This window comes from Thalassospira sp. ABL2_045, assembly GCF_056161285.1.
The window spans coordinates 108,757-125,979 of the sequence record NZ_JBSWYV010000001.1 but is presented as its reverse complement, the minus strand read 5'-3'; the positions used below and the strand labels follow the sequence as shown (position 1 = coordinate 125,979).

Sequence of the window (17,223 nt, the reverse complement as noted above, 5' to 3'; positions counted from 1 at the left end):
GTCCCTAAGGTGAACGACTTGTGCGTTCACCTTTTCGTGTATGGAAGGTTCGCCTTCACATGCGTTCGGGTTTGAACAGTGAATGACAAATCGCCGCGATTTTGCGGCAAAGACCACCGGACACAACCGGTTGGCCAGAATATAGTGACGATACTCGAAAGGAAGTCTGGTTTATGACCACCGCTGAAGAAGCACAATTCTCAACTGGCGAAGATTTTGCCGCCCTGCTGGCTGAAACCCTTGGTTCTGAAGACGAAGGTTTTGTTGGCCGCGTAATGACCGGTTCGGTCGTTAAGAAAACTGACGATGATGCCATCGTCGATGTCGGCCTGAAATCCGAAGGCCGCGTTCCGCTTAAAGAATTTGGCGCAGGCGAAGTAAACATTGGCGATACCGTTGATGTTTATGTCGACCGCTATGAAAACAAGGATGGCCTGATCGTCCTGTCGCGCGAAAAAGCGCGCCGCGAAGAAGCTTGGGTTGAGCTGGAAAAACAGTTCTCCGATGGCAAACGCGTCGACGGCACCATCTTTGGTCGTGTTAAAGGCGGCTTCACCGTTGACCTGTCGGGCGCTGTTGCGTTCCTGCCGGGTTCCCAGGTTGACATCCGTCCGGTTCGTGACGTCACCCCGCTGATGAACAACCCGCAGCCGTTCCAGATCCTGAAAATGGATCGTTCGCGCGGCAACATCGTTGTTTCGCGTCGTGCCGTTCTCGAAGAGACCCGTGCAGAACAGCGTGCTGAACTGATCCAGAACCTTCAGGAAGGTCAGGTTCTTGACGGCGTTGTCAAAAACATCACCGATTACGGCGCATTCGTCGATCTTGGTGGCGTTGACGGCCTGCTGCACGTTACCGACATTGCTTGGAAACGTATCAACCATCCGTCCGAAGCTCTTCAGATCGGCCAGACTGTCAAAGTCCAGGTTATCCGCTTCAACAGCGAAACCCAGCGTATCTCGCTTGGCATGAAGCAGCTTGAAGCTGATCCGTGGGAAGGCGTCGAAGCCAAATACCCGGTCGGTTCGAAATTCGAAGGTCGTGTCACCAACATCACCGATTACGGCGCATTCGTCGAACTCGAAGCTGGTGTCGAAGGCCTGGTCCACGTTTCCGAAATGTCCTGGACCAAGAAAAACATCCACCCGGGCAAAATCGTTTCGACCTCGCAGGAAGTCGAAGTCATGGTGCTCGACGTCGATGCCCAGAAGCGTCGTATCTCGCTTGGCCTCAAGCAGTGCACCTCGAACCCGTGGGATGCCTTCCTGGCAGCTCATCCGGTCGAGTCCGAGATCGAAGGCGAAGTCAAGAACATCACCGAATTTGGTCTGTTCATCGGCCTCATGGGCGGTATCGACGGTATGGCTCACCTTTCGGACCTGTCCTGGGACCGCGCTGGTGAAGAAGTCATCAAGGAATACAAAAAAGGCGACATCGTCAAAGCCAAGGTTCTTGATGTTGACGTCGAAAAAGAACGCATCTCGCTCGGCATCAAACAGCTTGCTGGCGATCCGTTCAAAGAAGCCGTCACCGGCATCAAACGTGGCGACGCTGTAACCTGTGAAGTTACCGAAGTAAACGACGGTGGCATCGAGGTTTCCGTTGGCGACACCGAACTCAAAGGCTTCATCCGTAAAGCTGAGCTGGCGCGTGAGCGTTCTGAGCAGCGTCCGGAACGCTTTGCAGTTGGTGAAAAAGTCGACGCACGCGTTACCGCGATCGATTCCAAAACCCGCAAGGTTTCCCTCTCTGTCAAAGCTCTTGAAGTTGCTGACGAGAAGAAAGCAATGGCGGATTACGGTTCGGCAGACAGCGGCGCATCGCTCGGCGATATCCTCGGCGAAGCTCTGCGCAAGAAACAGGAAACCGGCGAATAAGCCTTTTCCGACGAAATACGCTCTGCAGTCTTGCAGAACGAAAAGACGGGTCGCGCTTTGCGCGGCCCGTTTTCTTTTGCCTGACTTTTGCGTCTGCAGCCTGATCCTCCGGGTGCCATCAACGCATATCTTGTCCCGAGCCGGACGGGCATTTTTACCTGCCGAAATTGTATATCATCAGGTTTATGGGCCGGATTTTTCGCCCGACTCTGCTGATATCGGCGAATTTCGCGAAAATTTTGATTTTAAACGCTTTTTGTTCTTGCCTTCCGGGGCGAGAAAAACCATTTGAAGAGACAGGTTTAAGGGGTCACACTCTTCTAAGTATTTGATTGAACAATTAGAACCGGAATACCTCTATGGCGCTGGATGCCGATATCCTGCTGGATCGACGTCGACTGAAAAAATCCATCTTTCGCTGGCGCGTGGTGGCGGTGATTGCCGTGCTTGCGGTGATCGTGGTCGGCCTGTCGGGCACCGGTGTGAAGGACAGTGTTCTGGGCGGACTGGGTCCGCGGATTGTTGAAGTCACCATCGAAGGTGTGATTACCGAAGACCCCTATCTTCTTGATGCGCTGAGCGCGATCGAAGAAGACAGCGACGTTGTCGGTGTGATCGTTCATATCAACAGCCCGGGCGGCACCATGGTTGGCGGTGAAACGCTGTTTGAAGCGCTGCGCCGCATTGGTGAAACCCGCCCGATTGTTGCTGAAATGGGAACGGTTGCGGCGTCTGGCGGTTATATGACGGCGATTGCCGCAGACCACATCATTGCGCGGCGTGGCACGATTACCGGGTCAATCGGGGTTATTTTCCAGTCGATGAATTTCAATGGAACCCTTGAGAAACTCGGCGTTGAGCCACTGACCGTGAAAAGCGGTCCGCTGAAAGCTGCACCCAACCCGTTCGAACCCGTTGATGATGTTGCAAAATCGGCCATGCAGGGCCTGATTTCGGACATGTTTGATGTGTTTGTTGAGATGGTTGCAACCCGCCGCGATATGCCGGTGGACACCGTTACGACCCTTGCTGATGGCCGTGTTTATACCGGTCAGCAGGCGGTTGCCAACGGATTGATTGACGAAATTGGAGGCCGTCGTGAAGCCTTGCGCTGGCTGGAAGAGGAATCCGGTGTCACGACGGATGCGCAGGTAGTGCCACTTGAAATCGAGTACCCGGAAGACGATTTTATGAGTGCTGTTCTGGAGGGAAACCTTGGAAAAGTACTGTCATCTGAGGGGCTTAAACTTGACGGTTTGCTGACGGTCTGGCAACCTGAGTGATAGCTTTTCTAAGACATAATCTAATCTGTGGTTGAGTGAGACTGTCAGCATCAACAGGATGGGGACTGGAAATGACAAAATCTGAATTGATCGCCCGCCTTGCCGAGATGAACCCGCATCTCTTTCAGCGCGACGTTGAAAGGATTGTTGCGACGATCTTTGACGAGATCACCGATGCGCTTGCGCGCGGCGACCGGGTCGAGCTTCGCGGCTTTGGCGCGTTTTCCGTCAAGGAGCGCGATGCACGTGTCGGCCGTAACCCGCGTACCGGGGAAGCCGTCCCTGTCGGTGAGAAAAAGGTTCCCTATTTCAAAACCGGTAAGCAGCTTCGCGAACGTTTGAATTGATTTCCGTCTGATCTTTTCTGACCGGTGATCGGGCGTGTATGGCAATAGAGTCACCTGCGTCACCCGCAATCCGCCTGATCTGGCCTGTGTGCGACTCACAAAATCTGTGTGACTGTCGCCATGGATTTTGTCCGGTTCTTACCCCATACTGATCAGCCTGATCATCAAACGTGACCTCTGCCGGGTCCTGAACCATCCTTTGCGGGGGAGGGTCGGGGGCGGCACAAGGAGCTTAAGTAATGCGCTTCCTGTACTGGATTATTTCCATTCCGCTTGCTGTACTGATTGCGGTTTTTGCTGTTTCCAACCGGGCCTTGGTAACGATTTCCCTCTGGCCGTTGCCGTTTGAAGTCGACCTGCCACTGTTCCTGCCGATCATGATCGCACTTCTGATTGGGCTTGGAATCGGCTTTGCTTTTGAATGGTTGCTCCAGGGCAAGCACCGACGGGCCGCCCGACGGATGGATAGCGAACTCAAGCGCATCAAAACCGATGACACAGTACACGACGCACCCGATAGCAATCAAAAGGCCATCGGTCACAGCTAATCGTCAAAGGGCTCCGTTTCGGGGCCCTTTTGCTATCTGCCCGACCCGATCCGGATCCCGTGCTGCATGGCGCCCCTGCGTACATCGCCCCGATTTGACATTGGCCTTTGCGCTCAAATCGGCTAAGCCATCTCCGGTCCGCCCGCGCAGGGAAATCTGTCCGTCATCCTGACAGTTGTGGGCCGATAAACTGCAAGCTTTCTGCACGCTTGCCACTGCCCGCATGAAGGAGGACCGCATGACCCAGACCCTTGACGCCAAAGACCGCATTTTCTGTGCGATTGATACCACCGACCTTGATCACGCGATCAATCTGGCATCAAGTCTTTCGGGCATCATTGGCGGGGCCAAGCTGGGCAAGGAATTCTTTGCCGCCCACGGACCGCAGGGTGTCAAAGCGGTCGCCAAGGCCGGCATGCCGATCTTTCTCGATGTCAAATATCACGATATCCCCAATACGGTGGCCGGGGCCGTGCGGGCGGTAACGCCGCTTGGGCTCAAGATCGTTAATGTTCATGCGGCCGGCGGTCTGGAAATGATGAAACGTGCCGGTGAAGCCGCGCGCGAAGCCGCCGACAAGGCCGGCGTTGATGTGCCATGGGTGATTGCTGTCACCATCCTGACCAGCATGGATCAGGGTGACCTTGATGATGTTGGCCTGAGAGGCCCGATCGAGGATCGCGTCGTTAAACTGGCCGAACTGACGCAAAAGGCCGGTCTGGACGGGGTTGTTTGCTCCGCACAGGAAATCACCCCGGTGCGCAAGGCCCTGGGCCCTGATTTCAAACTGATCACGCCCGGTATTCGCCCGGCTTGGGCGGAAACCGACGATCAGAAACGCATCGTTACCCCGGCTGATGCGGTTGCCATGGGCAGTGATGTTCTGGTAATTGGCCGTCCGATCACCAAGGCCGATGATCCAGTCGCGGCGGCAAAGAAAATCGTCGCCGAACTTTCCTGATCCATCTTTTGATCCGTCCTGGCGGTAACAGGCTGCCATGCAAATTTCGCGATGGATTTGCGGGTAGGCATTACCCCAGAATTGAATCGTTTCAAAAATTGGTGCATGATGCGTATCTCGCAGTTGCACAAAACTTGGCCGTGCGGTTTGCGCCACCAGCATCGCGCGGGCCAATGTTGATCTGGAAATTCTGACATGACGACTACCGCCACCCGCCCCGGATTTTTCGGGAACCTGCCGATTCTTGCGCTCGCCCTCGCATCCTTCGGGATCGGCACCACCGAGTTTGTCATCATGGGGCTTTTGCCCGATGTGGCCCTGGATCTTGGTGTCAGCATTCCCGATGCCGGACTGCTGGTGACGGGTTATGCGCTGGGTGTGACCTTTGGTGCCCCGTTTCTGGCGATTGCCACGGCGCGCATGGATCGTCGTCGAGCTTTGCTGCTGCTGATCTCGATCTTTATTCTTGGCAACTTTCTGTGTGCGATTGCCCCGGATTACTGGCTGTTGATGGCTGCCCGTGTGGTGACCGCGTTCTGCCATGGCGCCTTCTTTGGTCTGGGGGCGGTTGTTGCCTCCAACCTTGTCGCGCCCCATAAACGTGTGCAGGCAATCGCCCTGATGTTTTCCGGCCTGACCTTGGCCAATGTGCTGGGTGTGCCATTTGGAACTGCACTCGGGCAGGAACTTGGTTGGCGGTCGACCTTCTGGGCGGTGGTCGCCATCGGTGTCTTTGCGGCCAGCGCACTTTATATCGCCCTGCCGCGCAAGATTGCCGCATCGACCGGCAGTCTCTGGCTTGAAGCCAAGTCGCTTGGCAAAACGCAGGTATTGCTGGCCATGCTGATTTCGGTGCTGGCCTCGGCCAGCATGTTCAGCGTCTTTACCTATATCACCCCGATGCTCCAGGAAATCACCGGCATCACCCCGCGTCAGGTGACCTATGTGCTGTTGCTGTTTGGTGTCGGTCTGACGCTGGGTAACTATATCGGTGGCCGTTTGGGAGACTGGCGTCTGATGCCAGCAATCATCATGACCTTTGTGTTGCTGATCGCCATCCTTGCCATGTTTACCGAAACCCTGACCTCGGTCATTCCGGCCGTCGCAACCGTGATGCTGTGGGGTGTGGTGGCCTTTGCACTGGTTTCCCCGCTTCAGATGCGCGTCGTGAACGAAGCATCCGATGCGCCCAACCTGGCCTCCACCCTTAATCAGGGGGCCTTTAACCTTGGCAACGCGGCGGGGGCGTGGTTTGGCGGTATCGCCATCACCCAGGGCGTCTCCTATCAGCATATCCCGTGGCTGGGGGCAGCAATTTCTGTTCTGGCCCTGCTGTTCACGGTCTGGAGTCATCTTTTGGATCGCCGTGACGAGGTCTTTGCCGAAAACGGCGCCAGCGCCTGATAAATTGCCCGATCAAATGCAAAACCCGTCATCCAAATGGCTGACGGGTTTTTCTTTGGCCGGTCCGTGTTTTCTTTAACCGATCCAGTGACGCAGTTGATCCCAGCTTTGGCTGATGGTCGTTCCGTACTGATCAATGATCAGCTTGATCGAAATCGCGATCGAGGTCACGACAAGCAGCGGCCGTACCAGACGCGCGCCCACCTTCATCACCATATGCGATCCGACCTGCGCGCCGATCAGGGCACCAACCGCCATCACCCCGCCAACGATCCACACGACCTCACCCCCGGCAATAAACATCACAAGCGACGCAAAGTTGGATGTGAAGTTCAGGATCTTGGTGTGCGCGGTCGCCCGGGTCATGTTGAAACCAAGCAGGGCGACAAAGGCGATGGAAAAGAACGACCCGGTGCCCGGCCCGAAAAAGCCGTCATAAAAGCCAATGGCAAACCCGGCGGTAAAGGCAAAGGTCGTCTTGCCAATGATCTGATGGGCATCAATGTCGCCCACGCGCGGCGAAAACAGGAAATAAAGCGCAATCAAAATCAAAAGAGCCGGCAGGATGGTCATCAGAATGCCGGGGTCCAGCATCTGCACCAGAACCGTGCCCACGGCCGACCCGGCAAAGGTCAAAACAATCGCCAGCACCATGTCGCGCGGATCAACATGCCCCTTGCGAATGAAGTTCAGTGACGCACTGAAACTGCCAAAACTGCCTTGCAGTTTGTTGGTCGCCAATGCCTGGGCCGGGGTGACGCCCGCCCACAGCAGGGCCGGAATGGTGATTAACCCGCCGCCGCCGGCAATGGCATCGACAAAGCCGGCAAAGGTGGCAACGGCAAACAGGATCACAAGAAGATCAAAACCAAATTCCATCGGCGGGCCTTCACAAAAGGGGGCGCGACTGCACGGTGGGGGCGATACAGTCTGTCAAAACAGCGCACATCATATGGCTTTGCACCCCCACGTCCAGTCGGATTGATTTCAGGCGTTGAATTGCCATGAACCAGTGGTCTAAAAGCGTCATACCATTCTTTGTATGAGTTCCAGATATGCCCGAATTGCCAGAGGTCGAAACAGTCACCCGTGGTCTGATCCCCGTCATGGAAGGACGGGTTGTCGATCATGTTGTGCAACGGCGTGCAAACCTGCGTTTTGCATTTCCCGACGGGTTTGTTGATCGCATGGCCGGGCGCCGGATCAATCAGCTGACCCGGCGCGCGAAATACATCCTCGGTTATCTTGATGATGGTCAGGTGCTGCTGGTTCATCTTGGCATGTCTGGCCGCATGACCATCCATAATGACCCGACGGTCGGCGTGCCGGAACCGGGCAAGCATGACCATGTCGATTTCGTCATGGCCGATGGCGCGGTGGTACGGTTTAACGATCCAAGGCGCTTTGGTGTCATCACCCTGATCGATGGCGATGAGGTCGCCACCCACAAGATGCTGGCGGGCATCGGGCCCGAACCGCTGGGCAATGCGTTTAACGCCACCGTGCTGGCTGCCGGGATCGCCAAACGCGCGAGCCCGATCAAGACCGTTTTGCTGGATCAGAAACTGGTTGCCGGTCTTGGCAACATATATGTCTGCGAGGCCCTGTTTCGATCCGGCATCGCACCCGACCGTCTGGCAAAGGATCTCAAACCCGGCGAGATTGATCGGCTTTACCGCGAAATTCGCCTTGTCCTTGAAGATGCGATTGCTGCGGGTGGCTCAAGCCTGAAGGACTATCGCCAAAGCGATGGCGAGCTTGGCTATTTTCAGCATAATTTCCGCGTCTATGGCCGCGAAGGCGAAGCCTGCATCGCCGATGGCTGTGATGCCACGATTGAACGTATCGTTCAGGCTGGACGATCAACCTTCTTCTGCCCCGGCTGCCAGAAATAGGCGGCGCCTCAAAACCTTTTTGGGATTGCCACACGTTATGTGCCGGCCAATGTGCCAGACTGTCGTAGCGGCATTCTGGCTGGTGGGGATCTCACCAGGGCCGTCACGCATCCGAACGTGGCGAAATCACTGACAGGGTTGGTTGCGGCGCGCGGGCAAAATCGGTAAAACAGTATCAAAATATGGTTTCAGCCGAATCGGTCCGGTCACGCCACAGGAATCCGCAATCGGAGTCCCCCGGGCCGAACAGCGCATAAAGGATCACGTACATGTCTTATGAAAACATCATCGCCGAGAAAAAGGGCAATGTAGGCCTGATCACGCTTAATCGCCCCAAGGCGCTCAATGCGCTGTGTGAGGCGCTGATCAAGGATATTGGGGCTGCTCTTGATGATTTCGAATCCGATGAAGACATCCGCGCGATTGTCATTACCGGGTCGGAACGGGCCTTTGCTGCCGGGGCAGACATCAAGGAAATGGCCGATTACGACTATATGGATGTCTATAAAAACGACTTCATCACCAAGGGTTGGACGCGTGTTGCATCGTGTCGCAAGCCGACCATTGCCGCAGTTGCCGGCTTTGCGCTTGGCGGTGGCTGTGAAATGGCGATGATGTGCGACATCATGATTGCGGCTGACACCGCCAAGTTCGGGCAGCCGGAAATCACCATCGGCACCATCCCCGGTGCGGGCGGGACCCAGCGCCTGACGCGCGCAGTAGGCAAGGCCAAGGCGATGGAAATGTGTCTGACCGGACGCATGATGGATGCCGAGGAAGCCGAACGTGCGGGCCTGGTCGCGCGAATCGTCCCGGCCGACTCGCTTCTGGACGAGGCCATGCAATTGGCCGAAAAAATCGCCTCCTTCTCCGGTCCGGTATCGATGAAGGTCAAGGAATCGGTCAACAAGGCCTATGAGATGACCCTGACCGAAGGCCTGATGTTCGAGCGTCGTGAATTCCATTCGACCTTCGCGCTTGAAGACCGCGCCGAGGGCATGAAAGCCTTCAGCGAGAAGCGCAAGGCAGATTTCAAGCACCGTTGATTGTTTAATCACCGGTCAACTTGACCCCTGATTCCGCGTGCGCATATCTGTGTTGCGGGGCAAAAGACTCAGAAGCCGCAGAAATTGAGGCGTTATGGCTGTATCGGGGGTTGACGGGGGTGTCGGACGGAGCTATAAGCCGCGCTCCGAATTACGTAACATTTGTTTGAAGAGACAGGTTCGCAATGGCTCACCATAAATCGGCCAAGAAGCGCATTCGCCGCAACGCCGCACGTGCAGAAGTTAATGGTGCACGTATCGGTCGCATTCGTACCTTCGTTAAGAAGGTCGAGGCTGCGCTGAACGTTGGCGACAAAGATGCTGCTCAGGCTGCGATGAAAATCGCCGAGCCGGAACTGGCACGTGGCGCACAGCTTGGCGTTCTGCACAAGAACACCGCTGCTCGCAAGGTTTCGCGTCTGACCGCACGCATCGCCGCGCTTTAATTTATCCCTTACGGGATGGCGAGTCGAAGGCCGCACCTCTGGTGCGGCCTTTTCGCTGCCCGGATTTCGCAGAATCACCTTTTGTTCCTTGGTTGCGCGGGTGCAAGAAACCGCAGAAAACAAGGGCCGTTTTGGTTGCGAAATCCTTTTAACGTTCTGTTAAAGATCGCCTTGCCTGATGTGGGTCACATCAGTACAGTGTTTGGACTTTGCAGGTCGCGCAAAGCGACTGGCAACGAAGAACCAAAAAAACAAAAGGCGCGAGTACACTTCCCTGATTTTGTGGAAGGCCAGCGTGTTGATCACCGCGGTGATCAACGCGACGCAGTACCATTTTGTCTTTTGCGGTCTTTGTGGTGGTAAAATAGGGATATTCGGGGAAAGGTTTAACAGTGCAGCACGCCGTGAGGGACACACAATCGGCACTTGGGCAATCCAGCGGGGGGATTGCGGGTGACCAGCACGCAGCACTTGACGATCATGCAGTTGCAACCTGGCAGGTGGTACGCGAAAAGCTGCGCGCTGAATTTGGCGCAACGGCCTATCGCTACTGGCTTGAACCGGTTGCCTTGATCGCAGTTGAGGCCGGTGTGGCGCGTTTGGGTGCGCCGACCCGTGCCATGCGCGACTGGGTGACCCAGCACTATCTCGACCGTATCCAGAAATTCTGGCACGCTGAAGATTCCGATGTGCATTTCGTTGAAATCAACATCGTATCGGGCACCAAATCCGGCGCCACCGGTAACACCGCCACCAATGGCAGCAAGCAGGGCGCATCTTCCCCCGCCCCGGCGTCAAATGCTGCCCCGGTCGCGTCGCGTGCCAAATCAACGCGAACTTCAGACGCGCAAGACGCCGGCACTGTTGCGGATGCGCCATGTCAGCCAAGTGCTGCCGGCCGCACCGCAATTGCCAGCATGTCTGATGATGGCATCTCGGCCGCCCTTGATCCGCGCTACACCTTTGACAATTTCGTTTTGGGTAAACCCAACGAGTTCGCATATGCCGCCGCCCGCCGCCTGGCAGAGGCCGAATCGGTGCCGTTCAACCCGCTGTTCCTCTATGGCGGGGTTGGTCTTGGTAAAACCCACCTGATGCATGCGATTGCATGGCATATTCGCCGTACCCAGCCGCATCGCACGGTGATCTACCTTTCGGCCGAGAAATTCATGTATCGCTTCATTCGGGCGCTGCGTGACAAGAACACGGTCGATTTCAAGGACCAGTTCCGCTCGGTCGATGTGCTGATGGTCGATGATGTTCAGTTCATCTCGGGCAAGGATTCGACCCAGGAAGAATTCTTCCACACCTTCAACGCGCTGGTCGATCAGGGCCGTCAGATCATTGTCTCGGCCGACAAGTCGCCGTCCGATCTCGAAGACATCGAGGAGCGCCTGCGTTCGCGTCTGGGGTCCGGCCTTGTGGCTGACATTCACGCAACCACCTATGAGCTGCGTCTGGGCATTCTCGAAGCCAAGGCCGAACGTCAGGGTGTCGAACTGCCCCAGCGGGTCATGGAATTCCTCGCCCACAAGATTACCGCCAACGTGCGTGAGCTCGAAGGCGCGCTGAATCGCGTGATCGCCCATTCCCAGCTGGTCGGGCGCGAGATCGGGCTTGAGATGGTTCAGGACGTCCTGCATGACGTTCTGCGCGCGTCCGAGCGCCGGGTTTCGATCGAGGAAATCCAGAAACGCGTGGCTGAGCATTTCAACATCAAGGTTTCCGACATGCATTCCGCCCGCCGTGCGCGCGCTGTGGCCCGTCCGCGTCAGGTGGCGATGTATCTGTCCAAACAGCTTACCACGCACTCCCTGCCGGAAATCGGCCGCAAGTTTGGCGGACGCGACCACACCACGGTGATGCATGCCGTGCGCAAGATCGAAGAGCTGCACGGTACCGATCTGTCGCTGTGCGAAGATATCGATCTTCTGCGTCGCATGCTTGAAAGCTGATCGGGCACCGGCCAGCTGCAAATCGATGTGAATCTTGATGAAATCCGCCGTAAATTTCGGCGGATTTTGTTTTTGAATCCGGTGGATTTTATCCCTGATTTTACTCATCAAAACTGCGAGTCGGGCGGTTTGCGCCGCTTTGCGCGTTCGGGGTGTATTTTTGTCCGCCGACTCCTTTTATTTGCTTGGGTTTAAGCCGTAAAAATCCTTCGATTTCCGAGTATGCATGTTATAATGCGCCTTCCGCAGCCGAAAGGGTGTGGGTCAGGTAGGAAAACTGATTAAAAATCAATTTGTTAAACAAATACTGACAGACGGATAGGACGGGCATGAAGCTGACCATCGAACGCGCGGCGCTGTTGAAATCGCTGACCCATGTTCAAAGCGTTGTTGAACGACGTAACACCATTCCGATTCTGTCCAATATTTTGCTGCGGGCAGAGAATGATCGTCTCTCGCTGACTGCGACCGATATGGACCTCGAAGTCATCGAAACAACGACGGCTGAGGTATCCGAACCGGGCGCGACCACGACCCCTGCGCATACGCTTTATGAAATCGTGCGCAAGCTGCCAGAAGGCTCCCAGGTGCAGATCGCGCTTGAGCCGGGCGCGGGTCGCCTGACCCTGTCGGCGGGGCGTTCGAAATTTAACCTGGCTGTTCTGCCGGTTGATGATTTCCCGGTCATGTCGGGTGGCGATCTTCCGGTCAGCTTCGGTCTGGCTGCGGCTGAGCTGCGCGGCCTGATTGACCGTGCCGAGTTCGCCATCTCGACCGAGGAAACCCGTTATTACCTCAACGGGATTTACTTCCATGCCACCGACGCCGAAGGCACCAAGATCCTGCGCGCAGTGGCAACCGACGGTCACCGTCTCGCCCGTGTCGAGGCGCCGCTGCCCGACGGTGCGGAAAACATGCCGGGCGTCATCGTCCCGCGCAAAACCGTTGGCGAGCTGCGCAAGCTGATCGAGGAAACCGGCGAAGCGGTCGATATCGCGCTTTCGGATACCAAAATCCGCTTTGGCTTTGGCGATGCGGTTCTGACCTCCAAGCTGATTGATGGCACCTTCCCGGATTACGAACGCGTTATTCCGTCGGGAAACGACAAGACGCTTGATATCGAATGCAAACCCTTTGCGGATGCCGTCGACCGTGTGTCGGCCATCTCGATTGAAAAATCGCGCGCGGTAAAGGTTGTTCTGTCGGGCAATACCCTGACGCTGTCGGCTTCAAGCCCCGAACACGGCACCGCGTCCGAGGAACTCGAAATCAATTACGATGCCGAGGATATCGAAATCGGCTTTAATTCGCGCTATCTGCTCGACATCGCCAAGCAGGTTAAGGGCGATACGCTTAACCTTCTGATGTCGGACGGGTCCAGCCCGACCATCCTGCGTGATACCGACGACCTTTCGGCATTGTATGTTCTGATGCCGATGCGTGTTTGACGGTAAGCACGATACGCTGTGGCTGCTCTTGCCAATAATCTCATGCCAAAAGACGGGGTGTCGATGACAAACCGTCTTGCCGTTTCCCGTATCCAGCTGAGCGAGTTTCGCTGCTACGAAGGCCTGCGCCTGTCGCTTGACAGCTCGCCGGTTGTGCTGACCGGGCCAAACGGGGCTGGCAAGACCAACCTGCTCGAAGCCGTGTCGCTTCTGGCCCCGGGCGGTGGATTGCGCCGCGCCAAACTGGGTGAAATCGCGCGCAGCGTGCCACCAACGGAGACCGGGGCGCCCCGCGCCTGGGCGGTGTCGGCTGATATGGAAACGCCTGACGGGGTGTTTCAACTTGGCACCGGACTTGATCCGACCGCCCTTGAACAGGGGCGTGAACGCCGGGCGGTCCGGATTGATGGCCAGGCCCAGCGTGGGCAGGCGGCCTTGGGCCGGGTATGTGCCGCAGTTTGGCTGACGCCACAAATGGATCGACTGTTCCTTGATGGTCCGTCCGCACGCAGGCGCTTTTTGGATCGGCTGGTTTACGGCCTCGATCCCGATCACAGCAGCCGTGTCGCGGCCTATGAGCATTCTTTGCGTTCACGCGCCAAGCTGCTCAAGGAAGGCAAGGGCGATGACAAATGGCTGGCCTCGATCGAGGATTCGATGGTCCGCCATGGCATTGCCGTTGCCGTCGCACGTGGGGAATTGCTGGAACGGTTGCGCCGTGCGGGAACCATGGCCATCGGGCCGTTCCCGGCAGCCCGTCTGGCACTGACTGGCGATCTCGAAGACTGGCTGGAAAACCTGCCCGCGGTCGAGGTCGAAGACAAAATGCGGGCTGCATTGCGCGACGGACGTGCGCGTGATGCGACCTATGGCGGGGCGGTGGTCGGCCCGCAACGCAGTGATTTGCTGGTCTGGCACGATGCAAAGGGCCAGTCGGCAGATCAATGTTCCACCGGGGAACAGAAAGCGTTGTTGCTGTCGATCATTATGGCCAATACCCGCCTGCAGACAAAGGCGCGCGGGGCTGGCCCGCTACTGTTACTTGACGAGGTGGTTGCGCATCTGGATGCAGAACGCCGCAACCATTTATTTGATGAAATCGTGGCGCTTGGCGTCCAGGCCTGGATGACAGGCACGGACCGGGCGCTGTTTGAAGGTTTGGACGGTCGTGCGCAATTCTTCCGCGTGGAAGATGCCACACTGACCCTGGAAACCACTCCGTGAATGCCGAGGTTGTGACCCTATGACCAACGAAACAGAAACGCCGAACACTGGTGAAACGTCGCCGGAGTATGGTGCAGAATCGATCAAGGTTCTCAAAGGCCTCGAGGCGGTGCGCAAACGCCCGGGTATGTATATCGGTGATACCGATGACGGCACCGGCTTGCACCATATGATCTACGAAGTCGTCGATAACGCGATCGACGAAGCGCTGGCCGGTCACTGTGACACCGTCTGGGTGCAGCTCAATGGCGACGGCTCTGCCACCATCCGCGATAACGGGCGTGGCATTCCGACCGACATGCACAAGGAAGAAGGCGTGTCTGCGGCCGAGGTCATCATGACCCAGCTCCACGCCGGCGGTAAGTTCGACCAGAACTCCTACAAGGTGTCCGGTGGTCTGCACGGCGTGGGTGTGTCGGTGGTGAATGCGCTGTCGACGCTGCTGAAACTCCGCGTTTGGCGCAACGGCAAAGAACACTACATGGAGTTCTCCGGTGGCGATGCCATCAAGCCGCTTGAGGTTGTTGGCGACGCCCCGATCACCGAGGACGGCACCCCGCTTTCGGGCACCGAGGTAACTTTCTACCCGGATGCCGAAATCTTCACGATGACGGAATTCGACCTGCCGACGCTTGAACATCGCCTGCGTGAGCTGGCGTTTCTGAACTCGGGCGTGATCCTGACCCTGCGGGACGAACGTGGCGGCGAGCCGGTCGAAACCAAGCTGCATTACGAAGGTGGTATTCGGGCCTTTGTCGAATATCTCGACCGCAACAAGACCCGTCAGATCGAAGAAGCCATCAGCATCGAAGGCGAAAAAGACGGCATCACCGTCGAAGTGGCGCTTCAGTGGAATGACAGCTATCACGAAACCACGCTCTGCTTTACCAACAACATCCCGCAGCGCGATGGCGGCACACACATGGCTGGCTTCCGTGCGGCCCTGACCCGTCAGATCAACGCCTATGCACAGGAAAGCGGCATCGCCAAAAAGGAAAAGGTTGCCCTTTCCGGTGATGACGCCCGTGAAGGCCTGTCTTGCGTGATCTCGGTCAAGGTGCCGGATCCGAAATTCTCATCCCAGACCAAGGACAAACTGGTTTCATCCGAAGTCCGTCCGGTGGTCGAAAACATCCTTAATGACAAGCTCGCGCAATGGCTTGAAGAACATCCGCAGGACGCGCGCAAGATCGTCACCAAGGTGGTTGAAGCGGCATCCGCGCGTGAAGCCGCACGCAAGGCCCGCGAACTGACCCGCCGTAAGGGCGCGCTTGATATCTCGTCCCTGCCGGGCAAATTGGCTGACTGTCAGGAACGCGATGCGTCCAAAGCCGAACTCTTCATCGTGGAGGGTGATTCCGCAGGTGGATCGGCCAAACAGGGCCGCGAACGTGGGTTCCAGGCGATCCTGCCGCTGCGCGGTAAGATCCTGAACGTTGAGCGTGCGCGTTTTGACAAGATGCTTTCAAGTCAGGAAATCGGCACCCTGATTACCGCAATGGGCACCGGGATTGGCCGCGATGACTTTGACATCGAAAAGGCCCGCTACCACAAAATCATCATCATGACCGATGCTGACGTCGATGGTGCGCATATCCGAACCCTGCTTCTGACCTTCTTCTATCGTCAGATGCCCGAACTGGTTGAACGCGGCTATCTCTATATTGCCCAGCCGCCGCTCTATCGTGCCAAGCGCGGGAACTCGGTCCAGTATCTCAAGGACGACCGCGAGATGGAGCAATACCTGACCGCACAGGGGACCGAGGACGCGGTTCTCACCCTTGCCGATGGTCAGCAGCTGGCCGGTCCGGATCTGGTCCGTGTTGTGGAACTCGCGCGTAAGGCCAAAGGCTTCCTTGAACCGCTTTCCATCAAGCTGCCGATTTCGGTCCTCGAACAGGCTTCCCTTGCCGGGGCGCTGAACCCGGCACTTCTCGATGATGATGGCAAACGTCTCGAAGCTGCCGAAACGCTCGCCAAACATCTCGACAGCCTCGAAGAGGACTATGATCGTGGCTGGCACGGCGAAGCGCCGATGGATGAAATTGTCCTGTGGCGCATGCTGCGTGGTGTTGAACAGCGCCATGTGATTGACGGCAATATTCTGCGCTCGGCCGAAGCCCGTGCAATTGCCGGCATCCTTGGGGATCTGCGCGAACTGTTTGAAAAGGGCGCGCAATTCGTTGCCAAGGAAAAGACCTGGAAAATCAATGGCCCGGTCGATCTGGTCAATGCGGTGATGGAATTCGGTCGCCGCGGCATTTCAGTCCAGCGCTATAAGGGTCTGGGCGAAATGAACCCGGATCAGCTTTGGGAAACCACGCTTGATCCGAATGTCCGATCCCTGCTGCAGGTCAAAGTCAGCCACGCCGATGAGGCCGAAGAAGTCTTCTCCACCCTGATGGGCGACGTGGTTGAACCCCGCCGCGACTTCATTCAGTCCAACGCGCTCAAGGTCGCAAACCTCGACGTCTAAGCCGTCGCACATTTGTGAATTGACTCATAAAACTGGAAACGCGACACATAATTCTAGAATCTGTGACGCATAAAATTAGAACGAGCAGAGCAAGTTCAAGTGAATGCTATGAATTCGCTTTGCTCGTATCTAACCGTTGAGATTTGTTGCATCTGGGCGTCTGGTTAAGTAAAATTTCCCTAACAACACCCCCCACGCTTAGCCTGCAGTTCTTAAGAGCTCAGTGATGCGCCTCTTGGGGGCTTATTTTTTGCCAAAATCGCGAGTTGTTGTAGGTTTTGCCTCTTCCGTGAAATTTATTCACGTCATAATG

14 protein-coding genes are annotated in these 17,223 nt (G+C 56.6%); 13 read left to right on the top strand and 1 reads right to left on the bottom strand.

Annotated features, from left to right (window positions below):
• Nucleotides 1-173: 173 nt before the first annotated feature.
• The 6 genes from rpsA (at nt 174) to ACXAIA_RS00540 (ending at nt 6,420) form a co-directional block, all read left to right on the top strand.
• Nucleotides 174-1,877 carry a 30S ribosomal protein S1 gene (rpsA, locus tag ACXAIA_RS00565; RefSeq protein ID WP_475343494.1) on the top strand — a complete coding sequence of 568 codons (1,704 nt, stop codon included), beginning with the start codon at nt 174-176 and terminating at the stop codon, nt 1,875-1,877.
• A 359-nt stretch (nt 1,878-2,236) separates the two neighbouring features.
• Complete coding sequence (sppA, locus tag ACXAIA_RS00560) at nt 2,237-3,160, top strand: signal peptide peptidase SppA (RefSeq protein WP_475347627.1); 924 nt, start codon at nt 2,237-2,239, stop codon at nt 3,158-3,160.
• 71 nt (nt 3,161-3,231) lie between these two features.
• Nucleotides 3,232-3,507 carry an integration host factor subunit beta gene (gene ihfB, locus ACXAIA_RS00555; RefSeq protein WP_475343498.1) on the top strand — a complete coding sequence of 92 codons (276 nt, stop codon included), beginning with the start codon at nt 3,232-3,234 and terminating at the stop codon, nt 3,505-3,507.
• Nucleotides 3,508-3,746: 239 nt separating this feature from the next.
• The gene (locus ACXAIA_RS00550; RefSeq protein WP_475343500.1) at nt 3,747-4,055 is read left to right on the top strand and encodes a LapA family protein; all 309 of its coding nucleotides are present in this window, start codon (nt 3,747-3,749) and stop codon (nt 4,053-4,055) included.
• A 238-nt stretch (nt 4,056-4,293) separates the two neighbouring features.
• The gene (pyrF, locus tag ACXAIA_RS00545; protein WP_475347626.1) at nt 4,294-5,016 is read left to right on the top strand and encodes an orotidine-5'-phosphate decarboxylase; all 723 of its coding nucleotides are present in this window, start codon (nt 4,294-4,296) and stop codon (nt 5,014-5,016) included.
• A gap of 195 nt (nt 5,017-5,211) precedes the next feature.
• Nucleotides 5,212-6,420, top strand: a complete 1,209-nt coding sequence (locus ACXAIA_RS00540) for an MFS transporter (protein WP_475347625.1) — start codon at nt 5,212-5,214, stop codon at nt 6,418-6,420.
• Nucleotides 6,421-6,495: 75 nt separating this feature from the next.
• On the opposite strand, the gene ACXAIA_RS00535 is transcribed toward ACXAIA_RS00540, so the two are convergent.
• Nucleotides 6,496-7,299: a TSUP family transporter gene (locus tag ACXAIA_RS00535; RefSeq protein ID WP_475347624.1), complete on the bottom strand. Its 804-nt coding sequence runs from the start codon at nt 7,297-7,299 to the stop codon at nt 6,496-6,498.
• Nucleotides 7,300-7,475: 176 nt separating this feature from the next.
• On the opposite strand from ACXAIA_RS00535, the gene mutM reads away from it, so the two are divergent.
• From mutM to gyrB, 7 genes are all read left to right on the top strand, one after another.
• The gene (mutM, locus tag ACXAIA_RS00530; protein ID WP_475347623.1) at nt 7,476-8,315 is read left to right on the top strand and encodes a bifunctional DNA-formamidopyrimidine glycosylase/DNA-(apurinic or apyrimidinic site) lyase; all 840 of its coding nucleotides are present in this window, start codon (nt 7,476-7,478) and stop codon (nt 8,313-8,315) included.
• Nucleotides 8,316-8,584: 269 nt separating this feature from the next.
• The gene (locus ACXAIA_RS00525; protein ID WP_475347622.1) at nt 8,585-9,361 is read left to right on the top strand and encodes an enoyl-CoA hydratase; all 777 of its coding nucleotides are present in this window, start codon (nt 8,585-8,587) and stop codon (nt 9,359-9,361) included.
• Between the two features lie 185 nt (nt 9,362-9,546).
• Nucleotides 9,547-9,807, top strand: a complete 261-nt coding sequence (rpsT, locus tag ACXAIA_RS00520; protein ID WP_475347621.1) for a 30S ribosomal protein S20 — start codon at nt 9,547-9,549, stop codon at nt 9,805-9,807.
• A gap of 392 nt (nt 9,808-10,199) precedes the next feature.
• Nucleotides 10,200-11,762 (top strand): chromosomal replication initiator protein DnaA, encoded by a 1,563-nt coding sequence (gene dnaA / locus ACXAIA_RS00515; RefSeq protein ID WP_475347620.1) that lies wholly within the window; start codon nt 10,200-10,202, stop codon nt 11,760-11,762.
• A gap of 329 nt (nt 11,763-12,091) precedes the next feature.
• Complete coding sequence (gene dnaN / locus ACXAIA_RS00510; RefSeq protein ID WP_475347619.1) at nt 12,092-13,210, top strand: DNA polymerase III subunit beta; 1,119 nt, start codon at nt 12,092-12,094, stop codon at nt 13,208-13,210.
• Between the two features lie 63 nt (nt 13,211-13,273).
• Nucleotides 13,274-14,434, top strand: coding sequence for a DNA replication/repair protein RecF (recF, locus tag ACXAIA_RS00505; RefSeq protein WP_475347618.1), 1,161 nt, complete (start codon nt 13,274-13,276; stop codon nt 14,432-14,434).
• A gap of 19 nt (nt 14,435-14,453) precedes the next feature.
• A complete protein-coding gene (gene gyrB, locus ACXAIA_RS00500; RefSeq protein WP_475347617.1) occupies nt 14,454-16,910 on the top strand; it encodes a DNA topoisomerase (ATP-hydrolyzing) subunit B in 2,457 nt (818 codons plus the stop codon).
• Nucleotides 16,911-17,223 lie beyond the last annotated feature (313 nt).

Bases quoted from the DNA above. Each gene is read 5' to 3' on its own strand.
- rpsA (WP_475343494.1), top strand. From the start codon at position 174: ATGACCACCGCTGAAGAAGCACAATTCTCAACTGGCGAAGATTTTGCC.
- sppA (WP_475347627.1), top strand. From the start codon at position 2,237: ATGGCGCTGGATGCCGATATCCTGCTGGATCGACGTCGACTGAAAAAA.
- ihfB (WP_475343498.1), top strand. From the start codon at position 3,232: ATGACAAAATCTGAATTGATCGCCCGCCTTGCCGAGATGAACCCGCAT.
- ACXAIA_RS00550 (WP_475343500.1), top strand. From the start codon at position 3,747: ATGCGCTTCCTGTACTGGATTATTTCCATTCCGCTTGCTGTACTGATT.
- pyrF (WP_475347626.1), top strand. From the start codon at position 4,294: ATGACCCAGACCCTTGACGCCAAAGACCGCATTTTCTGTGCGATTGAT.
- ACXAIA_RS00540 (WP_475347625.1), top strand. From the start codon at position 5,212: ATGACGACTACCGCCACCCGCCCCGGATTTTTCGGGAACCTGCCGATT.
- ACXAIA_RS00535 (WP_475347624.1), bottom strand. From the start codon at position 7,299: ATGGAATTTGGTTTTGATCTTCTTGTGATCCTGTTTGCCGTTGCCACC.
- mutM (WP_475347623.1), top strand. From the start codon at position 7,476: ATGCCCGAATTGCCAGAGGTCGAAACAGTCACCCGTGGTCTGATCCCC.
- ACXAIA_RS00525 (WP_475347622.1), top strand. From the start codon at position 8,585: ATGTCTTATGAAAACATCATCGCCGAGAAAAAGGGCAATGTAGGCCTG.
- rpsT (WP_475347621.1), top strand. From the start codon at position 9,547: ATGGCTCACCATAAATCGGCCAAGAAGCGCATTCGCCGCAACGCCGCA.
- dnaN (WP_475347619.1), top strand. From the start codon at position 12,092: ATGAAGCTGACCATCGAACGCGCGGCGCTGTTGAAATCGCTGACCCAT.
- recF (WP_475347618.1), top strand. From the start codon at position 13,274: ATGACAAACCGTCTTGCCGTTTCCCGTATCCAGCTGAGCGAGTTTCGC.
- gyrB (WP_475347617.1), top strand. From the start codon at position 14,454: ATGACCAACGAAACAGAAACGCCGAACACTGGTGAAACGTCGCCGGAG.